Genomic DNA, 23,193 nt, shown 5'->3' on the forward strand with positions numbered 1-23,193 from the left:
AAAACAATGGATAATAGCGACTGGATTAAACAATTGCTGCTGATGGGTATTGGTACTACTTCCATGGTGGCAGAAAAGATCAAAGAAGTGAGCGACGAATTAGTAAAAGACGGTAAAATCAATTCCGATCAGGCTAAAAACTTTGTCGATGATCTGATGACACAGATGAAGTCTGAACAAGGGAGCTTCGAGAATAACTTAGAACGCTATATCCGCAATATCTTGCAGGATTTAGGGGTTCCCCGACAATCGGAAATGGATGAACTGCGGGGAAGGATTGATAGATTAGAACGGCAGGTGAGAGACTTAGAGAATAAACTCTGGCGTTAGGGAACTATGAAATCAATGCGCGAAATCTTGCTCAGTTTTGCTATTATTGCGGTTTGTGGCTTATTTTTAATCGTTGCTTCCCTCTTTGGTGGAGGGGAAAAAACCAATGCGATCGCCGCAGAAATCGCTCCACCCGCTATCACTCAAAGTATTAATAAGGAAATCATCTCCATGGATTTAGATCAAGCAGTTACCACCGATTCGGGACTAAAATACATCGATATTGTGGAAGGAACCGGAGAAAGTCCCCAAAAAGGTCAAAAAGTGACTGTTCACTACACGGGAACTCTCACAGACGGCAAAAAATTCGATAGTTCTAAGGATCGCAATCAACCTTTTACCTTTACCATTGGAGTGGGTCAAGTGATCAAAGGATGGGATGAAGGAGTCGCATCGATGAAAGTCGGTGGACAGCGTACCTTAATTATCCCCCCAGAATTGGGTTATGGTGCGCGGGGTGCCGGTGGGGTAATTCCTCCCAACGCGACTTTACTTTTCGATGTGGAATTGTTGGCAGTTAAATAGGTTTTTCCTCTGATTTTTCACTTCTACCCGCATCTATCCTGAATGCGGGTTTTTTGACAGATTGCCGAAAGCTAAGGGCCAAATCAGGAAGATTTAGTAAATTCTAGACCGTTTTCGCTACCGTAACGTTCCATAAAACGCATAAAACGATCCCACTCTGCGGGAGAATTGAAAATAACCGTAGCTTCGATCGCCGTGGGTTTACCGTTGATGAATTTGCCTTTTACTTCCCTGGTGACGATTTCCCCTTCCTCATCAATGAGATACATCCCCGTGATTTCCTCGGTTTGTTGATCTCCTAGGATAGTCGGTTGCTCAAAATAAAATTTTGCCGATCCTTTCTCCCCCGTTTTAGTGCGACTTAAGCGGATATCGGGAACAACAGGTTCTTTTAACCCCTTGGAAAACTGAATTTCTGCCATTACTTTTCTTTATCCTTGTCATGAAATACACATTTCTAGATCATCTCACACCAAGTCGCAAGTAAAAAGCAGATGGGACAGCATAAGCTCAAAATATCAATACCAATATCATTTTTCCTTATTCGTAGCAGGCCTATCCATTAGTCATACTAAATCCTATTTAAAAGGTATAGGAGAGTGGAGAGTGGGGAGTGGGGAGCAGGGAGCGGGGAGCAGGGAAAAACAATCCATAACTTGGGAGTTAATCACACTATTAAAAACGGATTCGGTGTCACATCTTTCTTAACACAAAATTTGACAAAAAGACAAAAGTGTGCAAAGTGGCTCAAGTTGGTTCTCTGGAAGTAACTAATTTGATGGAATAGTTCCGGCGTTCTAGTCGGTCGTTAATTTCCATGTCCTCTATAATACAGCCCCTGTCAGGGTTCTGTCCCTTCTCAATTAAAACTTCTTATTGCGCTGACTAATTACGCGTGTTTTAGCTTACTTGTGTCCTTAAATACTTCTTTTACTGCGTCAAATCACACAAGTCTTTGTATAAAGGCTGTATGCTCATAGTCGGACTAAATTAAATTGTTGCCATTGCTTCCCGCTTCTGATCTAGACTAGGTTGAGATTTGTCAAAGCTAATTGCAAAAGTAATCTTTTACAGCCAATGTTTTTTAAGTCTGTTAGCACACTATGTCTATCCTAAACAAAGAAAATCTTAAGCTGGAAACTCTCAACCTGTCTCAAAAATACCAAAAAACAACCTTCTGGCAGAGGGGTTGGGGGTGAGGGCAATTAACCATCTCTGCCATTACCTTTGAAAAATTTGACTTAAACAAATTATGAATAGATATGCAGTCTATTAGCAGTTATCTTAACAGTGAGATACGAAGTTTCTGGTTTTAGAGAACGACGGAACGGCGGAACGTCGGAATATTATCTGATCGTCCAGAGATGATGACAAATACCGCCATACTTCATCTTCATTATAAACGCTATAATCTGAAAGTTGTTGCCAGTTGCTCATCATGAAAAAACTTGCTTATTCATTGCTCCCCCTAGGGATTACTTTTGGACTTTGCCTAAACATTGCCCCTGCTTCCGCTGGTTTCATAGTACGAGAAGTCATTCCCGACGCTGCCCTTTCTATTGACGGCTTCGGAAGCCTCTCTAACAACGGAGTTATTCAAGCCAATATACCCACAGGTTCTACTATTCAGAGGGCTTATCTCTATGCCGCTTCCGTCTGGGATAGCAGTCCAGTTTACGACGTAATTTTTCATGGGACGACACTTCCCGTGAGTTCAGCAACTATTCTTAGTCCGAATAGTAACCCAGCTACCACCGCCCGTTGGGATGTTACCAGTATCATCGCCTCATCTTTTACGGGAGGACTCCAAAACTTTAATATCGTTGAGAATGGCGATAACGATGGTGAGGTTCTTGTTGTTGCCTACAGCAATCCTTCTACCCAAGGTTTTACCTCCGTTATCTTGGACGGGGAACTGTCCACCACAGGAGACACAGTTCAGTTTAATTTTGCTAGTCCTTACACTGGAGGAGATTTTCTGGTTTCACTCGCCTCTAGTTTCAGCCGTCAACCGAGTGGGCAATTCACCCAGATTGACGTAACCACTAATTCGACCAATAATCGACGATTGACCACAAGTGCAGGAGGGGCGGATGACCGCACTACTGGTGAACTCTCAGACAATGGAAACTTAATAACTGTTGGGGGAATAGGTGATAATCCTGCCAATGTCGACCCAACCGCTAACCCTATGCACACTAATCCAGATGACGAATACTACAACCTCGCTCTTGGCAATAGCGCTAATCCCGCTCCTTTTATCTTACCTGGAGATACCTTCCTTCGCTTAACAACAAAAAACCCAAGCAATGATGATAACGTTTTTGGAATGTTTATCACCATCAGTCCCGCTCCTATCCCCGAACCATCGATGACACTGGGTATTTTCGGTATCGGTGCCATCGGTATCTTACTATCTCGTCGTGGTCAAAAATCCTAAGCTGCCCGCGAATTTAAATTGCTTGTTGAGATGAGGCAAGAGTGCCTCTTGCCTCCTACTCCCCTCTCCCTTTCTGGGATAGGGGTTGGGGGTGAGGGCAATTAACCATCTCTGCTATTACTTTTGAAAAATGGTATAAATCACCCCTTCAGGACTCTCGGAGTGCAATCAGTGGCAAAATCAAGGCTATGATCGATCACTGATAACCAATAACTGAGATGAGATGGTTTTATTAGAAGCAGCGGTTCATTCTTCCCTGCGCGCTTTTTTACGGGAACAAGGGCGCTTTTACTGGTCTCATCATCTCACTATGGGGCGACTGGTGGCTAGAGCTTTACGCCTAAAACGTTCCTCTCTCATACAAACTGGAACTACTCTCACCCGTTATTGTCTCAGTTATCTCACCCCGGCTCTTTTAGCTAATACACCTGTTCTAATTGTTGCCCCGGAGTCAGAAGTCAACCTACTGTTAGAAGTGGAAATCCCCCATCTGCAAGCATGGTTACAAACTCAGCGAGATATCCTCAAAAGTGATCGCTTTCCCGCTAATTTTACCGGTTTACTCCTCACCACACCCCAACAATGGTTAGAGGATAAATTGGACAATCTCGGTCATTTTCCCCAAAATATCCCGACGATAATCGATCGAGCCGAAGATTTAGAAACTTGTCTAGTAGATTATCTCACCGTCACCATTACTCCCGAACAATGGTTCGCTTTAGGGTCAGCATATCCCCAGCATAGAGAGGTTATAGACTTAATTAAAGCACAACTTGGCCAAAGTATTCTTGGTCATCCCATTAATCCCTATAATTGCTATCTTATTGATGCCAAAGAAAAAGAATATATAATTGCTCTCCTGCAACGCTTGGATCAAGACTTAGCCACTGATTCTGCTTGGCAACTTTTAGCGGCAAAAATCCCCGAGCATAATTATCTCCTCTGGACATCAGTAGATCGAGATCGAGAAGAATTTACCCTAAAAATCAGTCCTTTGGAGGTGGCTAGTTTTTTCAAACCGATTTGGCAGCAGCAACCCTTTGTTTTAATCGGCAGTTTTTTAGATAGCGAAAAATCCGCTAATTTATACCGTCAAAATCAGGGTATCGGAGATATTTTAACTCTAAAGTTTGCAGCTGATCGCGAAAGTGAATATATTCATTTATATCTACCCGATCGCATCAGCGCCCCCAACACACCCGAATTTCAACCGATGTTATTAAAGCAAGTGCGAGAATTAGTTAGCGCTAATCATACCAGTGAACAACCGATAGTAATCCTCATTGAAGATGTTCCCCTCAAGGCACAAATTGCCACCCAAATCGCAGCCGATTACGGTTCGCGAGTGCAAGTGGAAAAAACTGAGATTAATAATAATACTATTCTGGTTTGTGGTTGGCAATTCTGGCAAACCCATCAAGAAAAATTTCCGACTCCCAGTTTATTAATTATCGCTACTTTACCCTTACCATCCCCCGAAAATCCTCTCGTTGCTGGCAAAATTGCTTACTACAAACGACAACATCTCGACTGGTTTCGTGCCTATCTTTTACCCACAGCAGTGAGGGAAATTCAGCAATCTGTCCAGTCTCTCCGGGAGTGTCAAGGTTGTGTGGCTGTCCTCGATAATCGTGTCAATGCCCGCAGTTATGGCCGACAAATTCTCTCCGCTTTAGAACCCTATGCTAAAGTTAATTATCTCGATCAACAATTTTTTCAAGATAAAGATTAAATCAGTTATCAGTTATCAGTTATCAGTTATCAGTTTACTGATAAAATCTCCCCCAGAGCCATATTTCCAACTGTCTAAATAACGATGGTAAAGATATTTTTGCTTGTCGGGTAACTTTTCTAAAACAGGTTTTAAGGTGGCTGCCAAGGGATATAAACCACTATACAAAGCTAAATTAAAATAATGTCCCGTCCAATCGATAAAAGGACTGATACCCACTTGCGGAATCATCGGTAAAACTAATTGAGGATTAACCAAAGGCAAAGTTTTTGAGAGGGAAGAAAACTGCACCACATCCTGTAAAAATGGTTTTAAGACCTCATCTCCCAACTTATCCATTACCCGAAAAACTCCACTCATTAAGTCATTAATTTGATTGGGATTAGGGTTAGCATATATCTGGACACTCATGGTTTTTTGAAATAGCCACGTTACCGATATATTAGGTTGATATGGTTGTAAAAGGGCTAAATCTTCTCGGTTTAAAGCATCGATTTGTAAAGCTTCCTCGATGGCAAAAGTTAGCCTTTTTAAATGTCTGACCATTGCCCCAAAACCACCAAAACTTACCGGAGATTGACTACCGCTACTATCTCCCACTGCCAGAATTCTTGACCAAGGCATCTTTAAAGGACTTTGACGATAGGCAGGGAAAAAACCCGCTAGAAAACGCTGAAATTTTACCGCTTCTAAATCCACCTTTTGATACTCCGGCAGTAATCTTAAATACTCCTCCATCAAAAATTCTAAACTAAAGCGATCGGGATGGGTATCGAGATAGGTAAATAAATAAGTTGTCCGACCATCCCTAGCGGGAAATGCTTCCCAAAAGTATTGACATTGGTGCAAGATTGGGGTAAAAGAATAAATCAAATCACCAGTTTCATTACTGGGAAAACCCTGACCGCAACTACCCACCACTAAACAAACTCCATCCGGTTTTTCTCCTTTTCTTGCCTGTTTTGCAATTGCTGAAAAATGACCCATGGCATCGATTAATAAACGGGTTTTTAAAGTCATTTCTCCCGTTTTAACCATTACTCCATCTGGATGAATAATCGCCCCGCTAAACCCCGAATTTTCTAATAACTTTCCTCCCGCTTCTAAAAACTTAGTTTTTAAAGTCTCTAGCAAATAAACCGGATCAACACCGATATTTAAAATATCTCTGACCCAAAGCTCATAACCTTGATAAAATCCCACCCTCCCAGGATTATATTCCGTCGCTATCGCTTGATTTAATTCAGCTTCGGTCAATAAATCTAACTCTAAAAAACTGCTTAATTCTAAACGTGAAATATTCCACTCCTGCTCACGACCGCGCAGAATACCTCTTTCTAATAATGCCACACGCCAGCCCCTAGTTTGCAAAGCAGCCCCGATGAAAATTCCCAAAGTTCCCCCCGCAATCACTAGATCAAAATCCGTCTCTCCTAAAGATTCTTGACTTTGATTAATTACCGCAGGAATAACCGGATTTTCTAAGCGCAAAGCTTGCCAAGCTCGATCGCTGGCCCGCAATTGTTGTAAACTCTGAGGAGATACTCGATCAAGTAAAGATGCAACTAAAGACATAATCTTATATCAGTTATCAGTTATCAGTTATCAGATGTGAGTTTTCAGTTATCATACTAAATCCGTTGAGTATAGGTTACATATCAGGACAGGCACTCATGCAAGAGGCACTCATGCAAAGGGGAGAATAAATAATCAGTTTTTAATAACTGGATTTAGTATCAGTTCACTGTTTACTGCTCACTTAAAAAAGCTCCCTTCTAGCCGTTTCCTAACATTAGAGACTGGCCATCTCACCATTAAGATAACTGCTCTATACGAGAAACCTATTTAGATTGGAAAAACTTTTTCCCTTCTTCAATGAGTTTATTAATATCCTTGAGAGAAACTCCGAAAATTGCTAAAACTCCCGTAAAGACTAACAAAAAACCGATAAAACTATTCCGATCATAGAGAAATAAACCCACCAAAACGATAAAATAGGGAGAGAGAATTTTACTAATATTTTCAACTACAGTAACCACCTCTGGCGGGGGAGTCTCCACAAGATTAATATCAGTTTTATCCTGATCTGGTTCGAGATTTTGCTTAATCGAAAACATCACCTCCTGTAGGTCTTTTACCTCCGGTGGGTTCGGTTCTTTCGCTGGTTTGCCAAACATTGTTAACTCCCTCGCCAATTTATCCATATCCTCTATGGTAGCCAAAAAAAGGGCAAGCCGGAAAAGCGCGAGCAAGTCGAGAAATTCTCAGCGCAATTTTCCTTAACAACCCCCTCGGCCCCGGCTGCTATAATCAGAGGAACAACTCCCAAGTTCGTTAACGGTACAAAAAAACTATGAATACCAGTCCAGACCGTGTGATTATCTTCGATACCACCCTTCGAGATGGGGAACAGTCCCCGGGTGCCGCTTTAAATGTGGATGAGAAGCTAACCATAGCCCGCGCACTGGCACGACTGGGAGTTGATGTCATTGAAGCGGGTTTTCCCCACGCTAGTCCGGGGGACTTTGAAGCTGTACAGAAAATTGCCGGCAGCGTCGGCAGCGAAGCTGATAGCCCGATTATTTGCGGATTAGCCCGCACTACTCAAAAAGATATCAAATCTGCCGCCGATGCGCTCAGACCCGCCGCCAAGCCCAGAATTCACACCTTCCTAGCCACATCCGATATCCACCTCCAATACAAACTTAAGAAGACTCGTCAGGAAGTTCTTGAGATTGTGCCGGAAATGGTGGCCTATGCCAAATCCTTCGTTGATGATGTGGAATTTTCCCCCGAAGATGCCGGCCGCAGCGATCCCGAATTCCTCTATCAAGTCCTCGAAAGAGCGATCGCCGCAGGAGCCACCACCGTTAACATTCCCGATACCGTCGGTTACACCACCCCCAGAGAATTTGGGGCTTTAATCCGGGGAATTAAGGAAAATGTCCCCAATATCGACCAAGCGATTATCTCCGTCCATGGTCACGACGATTTAGGGTTAGCGGTGGCTAATTTCCTCGAAGCAGTTAAAAATGGCGCTCGTCAGTTGGAATGCACCATTAACGGTATCGGTGAGCGCGCCGGTAATGCTTCCCTAGAAGAGTTAGTGATGGCCCTTCATGTCCGGCGCTCCTATTTTAATCCTTTCCTTGGTCGTCCAGCAGAGTCCACGGAACCTTTAACCAAGATCAACACCAAGGAAATCTATCGCACTTCTCGCCTAGTTTCTAATCTTACCGGCATGATCGTGCAACCGAATAAGGCGATCGTCGGTGCTAACGCTTTCGCACACGAGTCGGGAATCCATCAGGACGGGGTGTTAAAACATAAACTCACCTATGAGATTATGGATGCAGAATCGATCGGTTTAACCCATAATCAGATCGTCCTCGGTAAACTCTCTGGCCGCAACGCTTTCCGCTCTCGTTTACAGGAATTGGGTTTTGAACTTTCGGAAACGGAACTTAATAACGCTTTTATCCAGTTTAAAGAAATGGCTGATCGCAAAAAGGAAATCACCGATCGCGATCTAGAAGCTATTGTTAACGATGAAATCGATACGGTTCCCGATCACTTCCGCCTTGAATTAGTACAAGTGTCCTGTGGGAATAGCGCCCGGCCCACGGCCACGGTAACGATTCGCACTCCCGACGGTAGCGAGTTATCCGATGCGGCCATTGGGACAGGGCCAGTGGATGCTCTCTGCAAAGCGATTGATCGAGTGGTGCAGATTCCTAACGAATTAATCTCTTTCTCGGTGCGGGAAGTTACCGAGGGAATCGATGCTTTAGGAGAAGTGACTATCCGTCTCCGTTACGAAGGACGCACCTATTCTGCTCGCACGGCCGATACCGATATTATTGTCGCCTCCGCTCGTGCCTACGTCAGCGCCTTAAACCGTCTCCACGTCGCACTGCAGCAGAAGGAAAAAACCCCAGAAATGCTACAAGTCTAGATAGGGTTTGCTGAACAAGTTGGTCGGTGGGGTTAGGAGTCTCCGAGTCAGGATTCAGGAGACAGGAGACAGGAGACAGGAGACAGGATTCAGGATTTAGGAGACAGGATTCAGGAGACAGGAGATTATTTTATTTATTCTCCCCACACCCCACACCCCACACCCCACACCCCACCTCCCCAAAACCCCACTTCCCCAAAACCCCACTTCCCCAAAACCCCACTCCCCACTCCCCATGGCACTGTTGGAGAAAATCTTAAATTTGTCTCGCAAATTTCTAAAATGTTGCTAAGTTAATATTATGAGCTTGCGCTCTATTATCATGGTGCATATGTACCAAAACCAGATTCCCCTAAAAGCAATGAGGGATGAAATTTATCCGTAAGAATCCGATCAAATTAAATACAATGGCTAAGGACTAAAGGAATTAGCAAGGGCCAATAGGGATGCTGTTCCCCTTGCCATTGGGAACAGTTAACCCACCCCATAATTCCTTTGATTGTTAGCTATCCGGTCAACACCGCAGACAATCGGGTGATCGGATTTCATTCCTCCAGCCATTTACCCAATTTTTGCAGGAGCCAGATTATGAATTGACCGAGCTAAAACAGCATTCCGTGTCGCTAAAATCGCATCGACACAAGAGAATTTAAGCAAAGATCTTCTCCCATTTGTTGTAATTAAAGCTACAATCGGAAAAGTCTTTCCCCGTCTCGGATTGGAGACACAAATTCGTTCAGTATCACCTAGATTGAGATTCGATCTTCTAGTTTTGCACAGAAGGAGCAAGAGGAAAACGGCATGACGCAGGCCCACAATGTACTAACCCTTACCGAGCCGCAATTGGATTTAGATTTGATTGACCTAGACGAAGACTTCGATGATGAGGATATCGAGTTAGAGCTAGAAGAAACCAGCGATAGCAACGATGGCAAAAAAACCCGCCGCCTTGCCAGCGCTCGTCGTCGCGACGCGGCCAGAAAAAAACCCTATACGGAAGATTCGATTCGGATTTATCTGCAAGAGATCGGCAGGATTCGGTTATTGAGAGCGGAGGAGGAGATCGAATTAGCGAGAAAAATCGCCGATCTACTGAAATTAGAACGTATTCGCGAAGATTTTCGCCTCTATACCGATGCTGAATGGGGAAAACAGGTGTTCTTGTTCGAGCACATCGAAAAAATTATCGCAGAAAAATCGGAAAAAGAACCGAAATTATCGGATATTAAGGCTTATTTAGGTAAGACGGAGCTAATGGCTCCCCTGGTGGAAGAATGGCTGGCGAAATCAAAGGAATACTTATCGGCCTTTAAGCGTCGTTTGTACCATGGTCGTCGCGCTAAGGAAAAAATGGTACAATCGAACCTGCGTTTAGTGGTTTCCATCGCCAAGAAATACATGAATCGCGGTCTTTCCTTCCAAGATTTAATTCAAGAAGGTTCCCTCGGTTTGATCCGCGCCGCCGAAAAATTCGACCACGAAAAGGGTTATAAATTCTCCACCTATGCCACTTGGTGGATTCGTCAAGCCATCACCCGGGCGATCGCCGATCAATCCCGCACCATTAGACTTCCCGTCCACCTCTACGAAACCATCTCCCGGATCAAAAAAACCACCAAGATTCTTTCTCAGGAAATGCGTCGCAAACCCACCGAGGAAGAAATCGCCACCAAGATGGAGATGACCATTGAAAAACTGCGTTTTATTGCTAAATCTGCCCAATTACCTATTTCTCTAGAGACTCCCATCGGTAAAGAAGAAGATTCCCGTTTAGGAGACTTTATCGAAGCGGATGGGGAAACCCCAGAAGATGAAGTTTCTAAAAATTTATTACGCGAGGATTTAGAAAACGTCCTCGATACCCTTAGTCCTCGCGAACGCGATGTGCTGCGTCTGCGCTACGGTTTAGATGACGGCCGGATGAAAACACTCGAAGAAATCGGCCAGATTTTCAACGTCACTCGCGAGCGCATTCGTCAAATAGAAGCCAAGGCCCTGCGGAAACTGCGTCACCCTAACCGTAATAGTATCCTCAAAGAGTACATTCGTTAACTTCCCGTCCTTAAAAAACTAGAAACTGAGCCTCAAGGAGACTCAGTTTTACAGTCATCTACACTTCCCCATCGGTGGGAACCTAATCCTGAAAATATCTCTGGGGTTGCCCCAATCTTGTCCAGAAAACTCTTGCAACAAATAGCACAAATCTGTTATTATGGTTTGTCTGTGTCCCGATTAACCATACCAGTATTGAGAACAAGAAACGACTGTGGCTAATACAAAGTCTGCACTCAAACGAGTCCAAATCTCCGAAAGAAATCGTCTCCGCAACAAAGCGTACAAGTCAGCCGTAAGAACCCTGATCAAAAAATGTCTTGTCGCTGTCTCGGCCTACGGAGCCAACCCCAGCCCAGAAGGGCTAGAAAGCGCCCAACAAGCTCTATCGGAAGCTTACAGTAAAATCGATAAAGCCGTCAAGCGCAACGTCTTGCACCGGAACAACGGCGCTAGAAAAAAAGCCGGTTTAGCCAAAGCTTTGCAAAAAGTTAGCCAAGCTTCCTAAGAAACGAGTAAGCTGTAATCAGGACAGACGCAACAAGCGATCGGGGGTCGATGCAATTAATAGATACGCACGTTCATTTGAACTTTGACGTTTTGCAAGCCGACTTGCCCGCTATCTCCGAACGTTGGCGAAGTGTGGGAGTCGTTCATCTGGTTCACTCCTGTGTCGAACCGGAGGAGTTTGCAGCGATTAAAGCCATTGCCGATCAATTTGAGGAAATTTCCTTCGCCGTCGGTTTACATCCCCTAGATGCCCAAAAATGGCGAGATAATAGTGCCGATCAGATCGAATCCCTAGCCCGATCTGATCGGCGCGTCGTGGCGATCGGGGAAATGGGTTTAGACTTCTATAAAGCGGATAATCAAGAGCAGCAAAAACAGGTCTTTTGGACGCAATTAGAAATCGCCCATCGTCTCGATAAACCCGTGATTATCCATTGTCGAGATGCAGCCCCGGTCATGCGGGAGGAAATCATCGCCTTTCGGCAACAAGTGGGCAAAATTCGCGGCGTGATGCACTGCTGGACTGGCAACCCCGAAGAAACTCAATGGTTTTTAGATTTGGGTTTTTACATCAGCTTTAGCGGCATTGTCACCTTCAAAAACAGTAAAACCGTGCAAGCTGCCGCCCAAATTGTCCCCAGCGATCGCCTACTGATCGAAACCGATTGCCCCTTTCTCTCACCCAATCCCCACCGCGGTAAACCTTGTGAACCCTCTTTCGTCTTCCATGTGGCCGAAACCGTCGCCCGTCTGCGCGGCTATCCGGTCGAAACCCTAGCCGAACAAACCACCCAGAACGCCCGCAACTTATTTCAACTCCCCAGTTAAAAAACATAGTTTATTAGCACAGAGCAGGGGACGGGGAAATGGGGAAATGGGGAAATGGGGGAATTCAACTAAAACCCTAAAACCCCAAAACCCTAAAACCCCAAAACCCTAAAACCCTAAAACCCCAACACCCTAAAACCCTAAAACCCCAAAACCCAACCCCTAAAAACCCCGATCTCCGAGAGCAATTCCCGACCGTCGCTATCGTGTCATCAGCCCTTGTAACCATAATGAACAATCTTACCTTTAACCTTTTACCCGACCTCATCGAAATCCAACACTCCAGTTTTCGGTGGTTTTTGGAAGAAGGACTAATCGAGGAACTGAATAGCTTTTCCCCCATCAGCGACTATACAGGTAAATTAGAACTACATTTCCTCGGCCAGGACTACAGACTCAAAGAACCGAAATACAACGTCGATGAAGCCAAACGACGCGATAGCACCTATTCCGTTCAGATGTACGTTCCCACCCGTCTAATCAACAAAGAAACGGGAGAAAACATCGAACAGGAAGTCTTTATCGGCGATTTACCCCTGATGACCGAACGGGGAACCTTTATCATTAACGGGGCCGAACGAGTCATCGTCAATCAGATCGTCCGTTCTCCCGGTGTTTACTACAAGGCCGAAATCGACAAAAATGGTCGCCGTACCTACTCCGCTTCCCTGATTCCCAACCGAGGAGCTTGGTTAAAATTTGAAACCGACAAAAACGGCTTAGTCTGGGTCAGAATCGACAAAACCCGCAAATTATCCGCCCAAGTTCTCCTGAAAGCGATCGGATTGAGCGATAACGAAATCTTTGACTCCCTACGCCACCCCGAATTCTACCAAAAAACCCTCGACAAAGAAGGCAATCCCAGCGAAGAAGAGGCCCTCCTCGACCTGTACCGCAAACTACGCCCTGGGGAACCTCCCACCGTCACCGGCGGGCAACAACTGCTCGAATCGCGCTTTTTTGACAATAAACGCTACGATCTCGGTCGCGTTGGTCGTTATAAACTCAACAAAAAACTACGCCTCAACGTCCCCGATAACCAGCGCGTTCTGACCACCACCGACATCTTAGCAGCGATCGACTACCTAATTAACCTCGAATTTGACATCGGCAACACCGACGACATCGACCACCTCGGCAACCGTCGCGTCCGTTCCGTGGGTGAACTGCTACAAAACCAAGTGCGAGTGGGTTTAAACCGCTTAGAAAGAATCATTCGGGAACGGATGACCGTCAGCGAATCCCAAAACCTCACCCCCGCTTCCCTAGTCAACCCGAAACCCCTAGTAGCGGCGATTAAAGAATTCTTTGGTTCCTCGCAACTCTCCCAGTTCATGGATCAAACCAATCCCCTAGCGGAATTGACCCATAAACGCCGCATTTCCGCCCTCGGCCCCGGCGGTCTCACCCGGGAACGGGCCGGTTTTGCCGTGCGCGACATCCACCCCTCCCACCACGGTCGCATTTGTCCGGTGGAAACCCCAGAAGGTCCCAACGCCGGTTTAATCGGTTCCCTGGCCACCTACGCTCGCGTCAACGACTACGGTTTTATTGAAACCCCCTGTTATGTGGTGGAAAATGGCCGAGTCCGCTATGATCTCCCCGTTAAATACCTAACCGCCGACGAAGAAGACGATCTGCGGGTGGCACCCGGAGACGTGGCCACTGATGAAAATGGTTATATCCTCGGCGAAACTATCCCGGTGCGCTATCGGCAGGAATTCTCCACCACTTCCCCCGAACAAGTGGACTACGTTTGTGTTTCCCCCGTCCAAATTGTCTCGGTGGCAACTTCCCTGATTCCCTTCCTCGAACACGACGACGCTAACCGCGCCCTCATGGGTTCTAATATGCAACGACAAGCGGTTCCCCTGCTGCGTCCCGAACGTCCCCTTGTGGGTACCGGATTGGAAGCACAGGCCGCTCGCGACTCTGGTATGGTCATCGTTTCCCGTACCAATGGGGTCGTTTCCTACGTCGATGCTAACCGGATTCGCATCAAAGTGGCGGATGAAGACAAAGAGATTTTCGGCAAGAGCGAGATCGAGTACGAAATTCAAAAATATCAACGCTCTAACCAAGATACCTGCTTAAATCAGCGTCCTTTAGTCTATCAAGGGGAACAGGTTGTCCCCGGGCAGATCCTCGCCGATGGTTCCGCCACCGAAGGAGGGGAAATCGCCCTCGGACAGAATATCCTCGTCGCCTATATGCCCTGGGAAGGCTATAACTACGAAGACGCGATTTTAATCAGTGAAAGACTGGTGGCACAAGATGTCTATACCAGTATCCACATCGAAAAATACGAAATCGAAGCCCGTCAAACTAAACTTGGACCGGAGGAAATCACCAGGGAAATTCCCAACGTCGGTGAAGATGCCCTGCGAAACCTCGATGAACGCGGCATTATTCGCATCGGTGCCTGGGTAGAAGCCAGCGATATCCTCGTGGGGAAAGTCACCCCGAAAGGCGAATCGGATCAACCCCCCGAAGAAAAACTACTGCGGGCGATTTTCGGCGAAAAGGCACGGGATGTACGGGATAACTCTCTGCGCGTTCCCAACGGCGAAAAAGGCCGGGTAGTGGATGTGCGGGTATTTACCCGCGAACAGGGGGATGAATTACCCCCCGGGGCCAATATGGTGGTACGGGTCTACGTTGCCCAAAAACGCAAAATCCAAGTGGGCGATAAAATGGCGGGTCGTCACGGCAATAAAGGGATTATTTCTCGCATTCTGCCCCTAGAAGATATGCCCTACCTCCCCGATGGTCGTGCCGTCGATATCGTTCTCAATCCCCTGGGGGTTCCCAGTCGCATGAACGTCGGTCAGGTGTTTGAATGTTTACTGGGTTGGGCCGGGGAAAATCTGGGCGTACGCTTTAAGATTACTCCCTTTGATGAAATGTATGGGGAAGAAGCCAGCCGTTTAACCGTCCACGGATTGCTAGAAAGTGCCTCGAAAAAACCCAATCGCGATTGGGTGTTCAAGGAAGAACACGCCGGCAAAGTCACGGTTTACGATGGTCGCACCGGCGAACCCTTTGACCGTCCCGTTACCGTCGGTATGGCCTATATGTTAAAACTGGTTCACCTGGTTGATGATAAAATTCACGCCCGTTCTACCGGTCCCTACTCCTTGGTTACCCAGCAACCCCTGGGCGGTAAAGCTCAACAGGGGGGTCAGCGCTTCGGAGAAATGGAAGTCTGGGCCCTGGAGGCCTACGGGGCCGCCTATACCTTGCAGGAATTGCTAACGGTAAAATCCGATGATATGCAAGGACGGAATGAGGCTTTAAATGCGATCGTAAAAGGCAAGCCGATTCCCCGCCCGGGTACGCCAGAATCCTTTAAGGTTTTGATGCGAGAATTGCAATCCCTCGGCCTCGATATCGCCGTTCACAAGGTGGAAAATGCCCCCGATGGTACTTCCCGCGATGTGGAGGTGGATCTGATGGTCGATGTCGGCCGTCGCGCCCCCTCTCGCCCCACCTACGAATCCTTAACCACGGAAGACCTTGAAGAAGAAGAATCGGAAGTGTAATTTCAGTTATCAGTAATCAGTTATCAGTGAGAAGTCAGGAGTCAGTAGTCAGGAGACAGGAGAGAATTTTCCAGGAAAAAGCCAAAAAAAGGACAGTAAAGTAAAAATTTGCCTATTCCCTATTCCCCGTTCCCTGTTTCCTGTTCCCTTTTCTAACTGATAGCTGAATGCTGAATGCTGATAGCTAATAGCTGTTTACTTGTTACTGGGATCGAGATGTTTTATAACCAAACTGTTGACAAAGGAAAACTGAAAAAACTGATCGCTTGGGCCTATCAAAACTACGGTTCGGCGCGCTGTTCACAAATGGCCGATGAATTGAAAAACCTCGGTTTTCGTTTCGCTACCAAAGCAGGGGTTTCCATTAGTGTGGATGATTTAACCGTACCGCCGGCTAAACGACAGATGATCGAAAGTGCCGAACAGGAAATCCGGCAAACCGAACAGCGTTATGTGCGCGGGGAAATCACCGAAGTGGAACGCTTCCAAAAAGTAATTGACACTTGGAATAGTACATCTGAATCGCTTAAAGATGAAGTAATTCGCAACTTCCAAGTGACCGATCCCCTCAACTCCGTCTATATGATGGCTTTCTCCGGGGCGCGGGGTAATATGAGCCAAGTGCGTCAGTTAGTGGGAATGCGGGGATTAATGGCTAATCCCCAGGGGGAAATTATCGACCTCCCGATTAAGACTAACTTCCGGGAAGGATTGACCGTTACCGAATACGTTATTTCCTCCTACGGGGCGCGCAAAGGTTTAGTTGATACAGCCCTACGGACGGCAGATTCCGGTTATCTGACCCGTCGTCTCGTCGATGTGTCCCAAGATGTCATCGTCCGCGAGGCAGATTGTGGCACTAATCGTTATGTTGAATTAACCGCCATGACCGATGGTGATCGCGTGTTAATTCCCTTAAGCGATCGCTTATTAGGTCGTTCCTTGGCCGAAGATGTGGTGGTCAATGGAGAAGTGATCGCCACCCGCAACCAGATTATCGATGACGAAACCGCCGAAAAACTAGGGCGACTCGTCGATAAAATCAAAGTCCGCAGCCCCTTAACCTGTGAAGCGGCCCGCTCGGTTTGCCAAACCTGTTACGGTTGGAGTCTGGCCCACGGTCATCCGGTGGATATGGGGGAAGCAGTGGGGATTATTGCCGCCCAATCGATCGGGGAACCGGGGACTCAGTTAACCATGCGTACCTTCCACACCGGGGGCGTATTTACTGGAGAAGTAGCCCGGCAAGTGCGGAGTCCCTTCGAGGGAACCGTGCGTTTTCTGCCGGGGTTAAGTATCCGTAACGTGCGAACTCGCCACGGGGATGAACGGGATCAGGTGGAGGCACCGGGGGAAATTAAATTAACACCCAAGGATAAAACTAAAGAAACTGTCACCTACTCTTTGACTCCTGGTTCGCTGCTATTCGTCACCGATGGGGCAACAGTAAGCGAGGAACAGTTACTAGCGGAAATTACCTCTGATAAAGTCCAAAAATCCACGGAAAAAGCCACAAAAGACGTAACCAGTGACTTAGCTGGCGAGGTGCTATTCTCCCAATTAGTCCCAGAGGAAAAAACCGATCGCCAAGGCAACACCACCCGCATCGCCCAACGGGGGGGATTACTATGGATTCTTTCCGGAGAAGTGTATAACCTGCCAACCGGGGCCGAACCCGTGGTCAGTAACGGCGATAAAGTACAAGTGGGAGATGTTCTAGCGGAAACTAAGCTGGTATCCACTAACGGCGGTTTGGTGCGTTTAGCCCCCAATAGCCGGGAAATCGATATCGTCACCGCTTCCGTGTCCTTGGATCAGGCCGAAGTAAAAGTAGAAAGTAGTGCCGGTCGGGAACAGTTTATTATTCATACGGGAGATGGTCAACGCTTCCTGCTGAAAACCACTCCGGGGACAAAAGTACAGAATCATGCCATTGTCGCCGAGTTAATCGATGATCGCTATCAAACCCACACCGGCGGCATGATTAAATACGTCGATATCGAAGTCGCCAAAGGCAGCCGCAAACAGGGTTATGAAATCACCAAAGGCGGCACGATCCTCTGGATTCCCGAAGAAACCCACGAAGTCAATAAAGATATCTCCCTCTTACAGGTGGAAGATGGGCAGTATGTGGAAGCAGGGGAAGAAGTGGTTAAAGACATCTTCTGTAACTCTAGCGGTGTGGTGGAAGTCATCCAGAAAAATGACATCCTCCGGGAGATCATTGTCAAACCGGGGCTGTTATTTATGGATCTCGAACCGGAATCCTCTGGAATTGCCCAAGAACAGTTAATTTACCCCGGGACACAGTTGACTCCCGAAGTCACGATCGAGGAGTTACGGCAAGCGGAATGGGTGGAAACTAACGAGGGTTTGGGATTACTGCTGCGACCGGTACAGGAGTTCACCGTACAAGACCAATCCACTTCTCCCACCCAAGGTTCCGCTAACCAAGAAGGAGGACGACATATCGAACTGCGCTCGGTGCAGCGCATTTTCTTTAAAGACGGGGAAAGAGTTAAATCCGTCGAGGGTTGTCAACTGATTAGCACCCAATTAGTCCTAGAAATTAAGGGCGAAGAACCAGAATCGGTCTCCCATCTGACGGCCGATATCGAGTTAGAACCGATCCCGCAGGGAGCCGCGAAGCGGTGCGAGGACAGCGATTGTCAGCGTTTACAGTTAGTTATTCTCGAATCTCTGGTGCTGCGTCGAGATAGTGATAATGATCCTTTAGGGGGTAATATTCAGACTCGCGTTCTCGTCCAAGATGGCGATGAAATTCCACCGGGGGCAGTGGTGGCCAGAACCGAAATCCAGTGTAAGGAAGCTGGAGAAATTCGCGGGATTCGCAAGGGTAGCGAAGCGGTGCGCCGTCTTTTAATTGTGAGTGACCGTGACGAGTTTATTCTCCCGCTCGCTGTTGCTCCCACCGTCAAAGCCGGGGATCTGGTAATCGCCGAAGCTGAGATCGCTGCCGAAGTTTTAGCCCCCAATTCCGGTCAAGTGCTGGCCGTTGACAAAACCGCCACTGGCTATGAAATCCGTCTGCGTAAGGCCCGACCCTACCGAGTATCGGCGGGGGCCATTCTGCACATCGACGAGGGAGATCTGGTCCAACGGGGCGATAATTTGGTGCTGTTGGTGTTTGAGCGCTCGAAAACTGGGGATATCATTCAAGGTTTGCCGAGAATCGAAGAACTGCTCGAAGCCCGCAAACCGAAAGAGGCCTGTGTCCTGGCACGCAAACCGGGAGTTTGTCAAGTGGAGTACCAAGATTCTGAGATCGTCGATATTAAGGTGGTCGAGGATGACGGCACGATCAGTGAATATCCGCTTTTAGGCAGTCAAAACCCTCTGGTGAGCGATAATCAGCGTATTGATGTGGGTCAGGCGTTAACCGATGGTCAGGCTAATCCCCACGAGATTTTAGAGGTGTTCTTTAATTATTATGTGGATAGCCTGGGCAGTTACGAGGCAGCCCTGAAAGCCTTGGAAAAAACCCAGATGTTCCTCGTTGATCAGGTACAGTCGGTTTACCAATCCCAAGGGATCGATATTGCCGATAAACATATTGAAGTGATCGTGCGTCAGATGACCTCTAAGGTGCGGATCGATGACGGCGGCGATACCAGTATGTTACCCGGGGAATTGTTGGAACTGCGACAGGTGGAGACGGTAAACGAAGCCATGTCGATCACCGGTGGGGCGGCAGCTAAATATACGCCTGTACTACTGGGGATCACCAAAGCTTCCTTGAATACCGATAGCTTTATCAGTGCCGCCTCCTTCCAAGAAACCACCCGCGTCCTCACCGAAGCGGCGATCGAAGGCAAGTCCGACTGGTTACGGGGTCTCAAGGAAAACGTGATTATCGGTCGTCTGATTCCGGCGGGTACTGGCTTCAATTCCCACGAAAACACGGCGGGGATCAGCGATTACACCCCCCCAGAGGAGGAATATAACTACAACAATCGTAGCTATTACGCTCCCCCCGGCGGCCTCGGCTTGCCCCCTCGTCCCGGTTTCGGCGATAGTAACGAGGATAGCGATATGATTCTTGACGATCAAACCGCTCGCGCCTACGCTGAGGGTGATGTGGTCGATTTAGAGGATGATGAGATGGCTTTCCTCTCCTCCCGCGGCAGCAGTCGCTTTAGTCGCCAACCCATCAGCGATCGCTGGTCAGAACCGGATGAGGAAGGAGATGAGGACGATTTCGAGGAGGATTACGAAGAAGAAGAATAATCGTCTGTGGAGATATTACAAGGAGCAGTGGGAGACAAGGGGAGGCAAGGGCAATTTTTTTCGAGAAAAACCCCGATTATTCCCCAAGAATCTCCTGCTTCTCTCCCCAAACTCCCTAATTTTCTGGCTAATTCACCTGAGTTTGGCAATAAAAGAAGGCAGCCTTTTTTGTCAACCGGAAAGGAGACAAAGTTAGGATTTTAAGAATTTTCTCTCAAGTCGGGATGACAGGATTTGAACCTGCGGCATCCTGCTCCCAAAGCAGGCGCGCTACCAAGCTGCGCTACATCCCGAAATAAACTCCTTTTTTAGTATAGCCCAAGATCCGCATTCTTAATCGGGATACCAAAACATACCTTTGATACCTTCGGGATCGAGAACAAAACCGAGACGACGATAGAAATCCACCACCTGCGGATCGGCGAAAAGAGTTATATTACTGATGTCCTCACCCCGCAACTTCCTGATCATAAATTTCATTAATGCTTTACCAAAGCCTTTACTTTGATAGTGAGGATGAACAACCACATCCCAGACTGTAGCATTAAAAGCGTGATCGGAAGTGGCACGGGCAAAACCCACTAAACGACGGCGATTACCTCGCACTTCCCACATCGACACCACTAAAAAACTACATTCGATCGCCTTTTTAACTTTGCGTAAAGGACGACGGGCCCAACCTACCGAGTCACAAAGTTCTTCTAACTCATATAGATCTAGCTCTCGATCGGTACTAAAAAACACTCGCGTCTGTCCGAGGTCATTCTGGGCAACCTCTACCAAGTCTCCCGAATAGTCAGGAGATGCAGTGACTTCCGAGCTATTAAACAATCTTTTCCAAAAAACCATGCCAGGGGGCTACTGCCTCAATATTATCCTTTTAGCCTAGTATATTTTATTTTCCCCTGTCTACGAACAATCGGGCAACCTGAGTCCAAATTTGATTGGTTGAGTACGGAGAGGGTGGGATTTGAACCCACGAACCATTGCTGGTTACTCGATTTCAAGTCGAGCGCAATCGACCACTCTGCCACCTCTCCAAGGCAGCCAGATCTATATCTTATCATTAGATCTCTTGCACAAATCAAAAAATTTTCCGCAAATGTAGGGAAAAGGGTCAGAAACAAAAACCAAAAATCTAACTAATATTATCTAAACTTGCTCGCAACTTGTGCTATTATAGTTTTATGAGTAAGTTAACCATATCAGAAGCGGCTAAATTAAAAGGTGTAAGCGTATCAACTTTAAGACGTTGGGAGTCCGAAGGTAAACTAATACCCGAAAGAACCGCTAACGGACATCGGCGTTATACCGTTTCTCAGTTGCTTGGAGTAAGAGAGAATCTCTCTTATACCGTTGGTTATTGCCGTGTTTCTAGTCATGACCAAAGAAAGGATTTGGAACGTCAAAAAGAAGTTGTCGAACTGTTTTGCGCTCAAAACGGTTGGCAAGTTGAAATTATAGACGATCTAGGTTCGGGACTTAACTACAACAAGAAAGGATTAAAGCGATTAATCAGATTGATTGTTGATAGTAAAGTAGAGAGATTAGTCTTAACTCATAAAGATAGACTGCTTAGATTTGGTAGTGAATTAATCTTTAGTCTGTGTGAACACTTTGGAACTGAAGTTGTCATTATCAATCGAACTGAAGACAGTACATTTGAGGAGGATTTAGTGCCAGATGTCTTAGAAATTATTACTGTATTTTCTGCTAGGTTGTATGGCTCCAGAAGTGATAAAAATAGAAAAATCGTAGAGGAGTTAAGGGACGTTGCTACTAGGATTCAAGACTGAATTAAAACTGAATAATCAACAACGCTCATTATTAGCTCAACACGCAGGAACTGCTCATCATGCTTGGAACTGGGGATTAGCTTTAACTAAGCAAATCTTGGCTCATAACAAAGCTAACCCTCTCAGATAAAATCAAGTTTCCTAGGACTATTGATCGACCTAAATGGTTAGTAGCATTAGTTAAATCTGAGCAGGATTGGTATTATCAAGTGTCTAAATGCGCTCCTCAATGGGCATTAAGAGCTTTATCTGATGCGTGGAAACGATGCTTCAAAAAGATAGCTAAACCACCAAAGTTCAAGAAAAAAGGTAAACAGGATAGTTTTACTCTAGATGGTAGCCTTAAAGTGGCTCATCAAAAGATAAAAGTTCCTGGGATTGGTTGGTTAAAAACTTACGAGCGGCTACCATATAGATGCCAGCCAAAATCTGTCACTATTAGCAAAAAGGCTGCTAGATGGTTTATCAGTTTTAAGATTGAGATTGAGCAGCAAACAACTGATAAAATTTATGAGGTGGTTGGTTGTGATCTGGGGGTTAAATCTTTAGCTAGGGTCTGCTGAAAAAGTTTTTCCTAGGGGCAGGGTGTAGGGTGTGGGGTGTGGGGTGTGGGGTTTTACCCATTTTGAGGGGGTAAATTACCTAATTTTCAGGGAAAAAGTCCAGGAATTTTCCCCCCGACCACTCCCATATCTGGTACTTTTTGATTGACAAAAAGTCTAAAAGTCTTACCCAACAAGGTTTTTAGATTTATTCAGCTAACCTTAGCTACTTTATCAACAGGGGAGATATTTGAAGGAGCCAAAAGTTATCGTAAATATGAGAAAAAGCTGTCCAGACTACAATACTTAAACCGACGTAAAATCAAAGGTTCAAGTAATTGGGAAAAAGCCCAACGACAAATCGCTAAATTTCATTTTAAAATAGCTAACATTCGTAAAGATACGTTGCATAAACTCACCAATTATCTGGCCAAGAACCACGGTCAGATAGTAATTGAGGATTTAAATGTGTCTGGAATGATGGCTAATCATAAATTAGCTAAAGCTGTTCAAGACATGGGATTTTACGAGTTCCGGAGACAACTTGATTATAAAACTCAGTTGTATGGTGCGGAGTTAATCGTAGCTGATAGATGGTTCCCCAGTAGCAAAATCTGTTCCAATTGTGGATACAAAAAAGAGTCTCTATCTTTATCCGAAAGAGTTTTTGATTGTGAACAATGCTCTTTTGTT

16 protein-coding genes, 2 tRNA genes and 2 pseudogenes are annotated in these 23,193 nt (G+C 46.3%); 14 read left to right on the forward strand and 6 right to left on the reverse strand.

The window, feature by feature from the left end; all coding sequences use genetic code 11:
• Positions 1-6 precede the first annotated feature (6 nt).
• Both O9300_RS01760 and O9300_RS01765 read left to right on the forward strand, forming a co-directional pair.
• Positions 7-330: a phasin family protein gene (locus O9300_RS01760; RefSeq protein ID WP_002758682.1), complete on the forward strand. Its 324-nt coding sequence runs from the start codon at positions 7-9 to the stop codon at positions 328-330.
• Positions 331-336: 6 nt separating this feature from the next.
• Entirely contained in the window at positions 337-855 is a 519-nt protein-coding gene (locus tag O9300_RS01765; RefSeq protein WP_287969688.1) for an FKBP-type peptidyl-prolyl cis-trans isomerase, read from the forward strand.
• 83 nt (positions 856-938) lie between these two features.
• Here O9300_RS01765 and psb28 read toward each other — a convergent pair whose 3' ends face one another.
• Positions 939-1,277 carry a photosystem II reaction center protein Psb28 gene (psb28, locus tag O9300_RS01770; RefSeq protein WP_002758684.1) on the reverse strand — a complete coding sequence of 113 codons (339 nt, stop codon included), beginning with the start codon at positions 1,275-1,277 and terminating at the stop codon, positions 939-941.
• Positions 1,278-2,293: 1,016 nt separating this feature from the next.
• Here psb28 and O9300_RS01775 point away from each other — a divergent pair.
• Together O9300_RS01775 and O9300_RS01780 are read left to right on the forward strand one after the other, a co-directional pair.
• The gene (locus O9300_RS01775; protein ID WP_287969690.1) at positions 2,294-3,295 is read left to right on the forward strand and encodes a PEP-CTERM sorting domain-containing protein; all 1,002 of its coding nucleotides are present in this window, start codon (positions 2,294-2,296) and stop codon (positions 3,293-3,295) included.
• A 223-nt stretch (positions 3,296-3,518) separates the two neighbouring features.
• Positions 3,519-5,027: a helicase C-terminal domain-containing protein gene (locus O9300_RS01780; RefSeq protein ID WP_287969692.1), complete on the forward strand. Its 1,509-nt coding sequence runs from the start codon at positions 3,519-3,521 to the stop codon at positions 5,025-5,027.
• A gap of 15 nt (positions 5,028-5,042) precedes the next feature.
• Here O9300_RS01780 and O9300_RS01785 read toward each other — a convergent pair whose 3' ends face one another.
• Both O9300_RS01785 and O9300_RS01790 read right to left on the reverse strand, forming a co-directional pair.
• The gene (locus tag O9300_RS01785; RefSeq protein ID WP_190721629.1) at positions 5,043-6,602 is read right to left on the reverse strand and encodes an FAD-dependent oxidoreductase; all 1,560 of its coding nucleotides are present in this window, start codon (positions 6,600-6,602) and stop codon (positions 5,043-5,045) included.
• Between the two features lie 266 nt (positions 6,603-6,868).
• Positions 6,869-7,204, reverse strand: a complete 336-nt coding sequence (locus tag O9300_RS01790) for a hypothetical protein (RefSeq protein ID WP_002783895.1) — start codon at positions 7,202-7,204, stop codon at positions 6,869-6,871.
• Between the two features lie 176 nt (positions 7,205-7,380).
• On the opposite strand from O9300_RS01790, the gene O9300_RS01795 reads away from it, so the two are divergent.
• The 7 genes from O9300_RS01795 (at position 7,381) to O9300_RS01825 (ending at position 20,162) form a co-directional block, all read left to right on the forward strand.
• Positions 7,381-8,982: a 2-isopropylmalate synthase gene (locus O9300_RS01795; RefSeq protein WP_287969694.1), complete on the forward strand. Its 1,602-nt coding sequence runs from the start codon at positions 7,381-7,383 to the stop codon at positions 8,980-8,982.
• Between the two features lie 26 nt (positions 8,983-9,008).
• Positions 9,009-9,242, forward strand: coding sequence for a hypothetical protein (locus O9300_RS01800; RefSeq protein ID WP_287969696.1), 234 nt, complete (start codon positions 9,009-9,011; stop codon positions 9,240-9,242).
• Between the two features lie 541 nt (positions 9,243-9,783).
• Positions 9,784-11,034, forward strand: a complete 1,251-nt coding sequence (gene rpoD, locus O9300_RS01805; protein ID WP_287732663.1) for an RNA polymerase sigma factor RpoD — start codon at positions 9,784-9,786, stop codon at positions 11,032-11,034.
• A gap of 214 nt (positions 11,035-11,248) precedes the next feature.
• Complete coding sequence (gene rpsT / locus O9300_RS01810) at positions 11,249-11,542, forward strand: 30S ribosomal protein S20 (RefSeq protein WP_002737368.1); 294 nt, start codon at positions 11,249-11,251, stop codon at positions 11,540-11,542.
• A 50-nt stretch (positions 11,543-11,592) separates the two neighbouring features.
• Positions 11,593-12,372 (forward strand): TatD family hydrolase, encoded by a 780-nt coding sequence (locus tag O9300_RS01815; protein ID WP_287732664.1) that lies wholly within the window; start codon positions 11,593-11,595, stop codon positions 12,370-12,372.
• 230 nt (positions 12,373-12,602) lie between these two features.
• Positions 12,603-15,914 (forward strand): DNA-directed RNA polymerase subunit beta, encoded by a 3,312-nt coding sequence (rpoB, locus tag O9300_RS01820; RefSeq protein WP_061430915.1) that lies wholly within the window; start codon positions 12,603-12,605, stop codon positions 15,912-15,914.
• 216 nt (positions 15,915-16,130) lie between these two features.
• Positions 16,131-20,162: a DNA-directed RNA polymerase subunit beta' gene (locus O9300_RS01825; protein WP_287969701.1), complete on the forward strand. Its 4,032-nt coding sequence runs from the start codon at positions 16,131-16,133 to the stop codon at positions 20,160-20,162.
• A 219-nt stretch (positions 20,163-20,381) separates the two neighbouring features.
• Here the strand turns inward: O9300_RS01825 and O9300_RS01830 are convergent.
• The 3 genes from O9300_RS01830 to O9300_RS01840 all read right to left on the reverse strand — a co-directional run bounded on the left by O9300_RS01830 (position 20,382) and on the right by O9300_RS01840 (position 21,202).
• Positions 20,382-20,455 (reverse strand) — tRNA-Pro (locus O9300_RS01830).
• A gap of 40 nt (positions 20,456-20,495) precedes the next feature.
• Positions 20,496-21,011, reverse strand: coding sequence for a GNAT family N-acetyltransferase (locus O9300_RS01835; RefSeq protein ID WP_002736326.1), 516 nt, complete (start codon positions 21,009-21,011; stop codon positions 20,496-20,498).
• 106 nt (positions 21,012-21,117) lie between these two features.
• Positions 21,118-21,202: transfer RNA gene (locus tag O9300_RS01840), tRNA-Ser, on the reverse strand.
• 147 nt (positions 21,203-21,349) lie between these two features.
• Between O9300_RS01840 and O9300_RS01845 the strand changes: the two genes are divergently transcribed.
• The 3 genes and pseudogenes from O9300_RS01845 to O9300_RS01855 form a co-directional block, all read left to right on the forward strand.
• The gene (locus O9300_RS01845) at positions 21,350-21,958 is read left to right on the forward strand and encodes an IS607 family transposase (protein WP_287969699.1); all 609 of its coding nucleotides are present in this window, start codon (positions 21,350-21,352) and stop codon (positions 21,956-21,958) included.
• A pseudogene (locus O9300_RS01850) lies at positions 21,936-22,506 on the forward strand (RNA-guided endonuclease InsQ/TnpB family protein); the annotation flags it as partial. The gene O9300_RS01845 and the pseudogene O9300_RS01850, both read left to right, overlap by 23 nt.
• A 219-nt stretch (positions 22,507-22,725) precedes the next feature.
• Positions 22,726-23,193, forward strand: a pseudogene (locus O9300_RS01855) (RNA-guided endonuclease InsQ/TnpB family protein); the annotation flags it as partial.

Source organism: Microcystis sp. LE19-195.1E, assembly GCF_027532095.1.
Classification (GTDB): domain Bacteria; phylum Cyanobacteriota; class Cyanobacteriia; order Cyanobacteriales; family Microcystaceae; genus Microcystis; species Microcystis aeruginosa.

What these genes read in the sequence shown, in the direction of transcription:
- O9300_RS01790 (WP_002783895.1), bottom strand. Translation starts at nt 7,204, where the DNA reads ATGTTTGGCAAACCAGCGAAAGAACCGAACCCACCGGAGGTAAAAGAC.
- psb28 (WP_002758684.1), bottom strand. Translation starts at nt 1,277, where the DNA reads ATGGCAGAAATTCAGTTTTCCAAGGGGTTAAAAGAACCTGTTGTTCCC.
- O9300_RS01760 (WP_002758682.1), top strand. Translation starts at nt 7, where the DNA reads ATGGATAATAGCGACTGGATTAAACAATTGCTGCTGATGGGTATTGGT.
- rpoD (WP_287732663.1), top strand. Translation starts at nt 9,784, where the DNA reads ATGACGCAGGCCCACAATGTACTAACCCTTACCGAGCCGCAATTGGAT.
- O9300_RS01795 (WP_287969694.1), top strand. Translation starts at nt 7,381, where the DNA reads ATGAATACCAGTCCAGACCGTGTGATTATCTTCGATACCACCCTTCGA.
- O9300_RS01825 (WP_287969701.1), top strand. Translation starts at nt 16,131, where the DNA reads ATGTTTTATAACCAAACTGTTGACAAAGGAAAACTGAAAAAACTGATC.
- rpoB (WP_061430915.1), top strand. Translation starts at nt 12,603, where the DNA reads ATGAACAATCTTACCTTTAACCTTTTACCCGACCTCATCGAAATCCAA.
- O9300_RS01765 (WP_287969688.1), top strand. Translation starts at nt 337, where the DNA reads ATGAAATCAATGCGCGAAATCTTGCTCAGTTTTGCTATTATTGCGGTT.
- O9300_RS01785 (WP_190721629.1), bottom strand. Translation starts at nt 6,602, where the DNA reads ATGTCTTTAGTTGCATCTTTACTTGATCGAGTATCTCCTCAGAGTTTA.
- O9300_RS01835 (WP_002736326.1), bottom strand. Translation starts at nt 21,011, where the DNA reads ATGGTTTTTTGGAAAAGATTGTTTAATAGCTCGGAAGTCACTGCATCT.
- O9300_RS01775 (WP_287969690.1), top strand. Translation starts at nt 2,294, where the DNA reads ATGAAAAAACTTGCTTATTCATTGCTCCCCCTAGGGATTACTTTTGGA.
- O9300_RS01815 (WP_287732664.1), top strand. Translation starts at nt 11,593, where the DNA reads ATGCAATTAATAGATACGCACGTTCATTTGAACTTTGACGTTTTGCAA.
- O9300_RS01845 (WP_287969699.1), top strand. Translation starts at nt 21,350, where the DNA reads ATGAGTAAGTTAACCATATCAGAAGCGGCTAAATTAAAAGGTGTAAGC.
- O9300_RS01780 (WP_287969692.1), top strand. Translation starts at nt 3,519, where the DNA reads ATGGTTTTATTAGAAGCAGCGGTTCATTCTTCCCTGCGCGCTTTTTTA.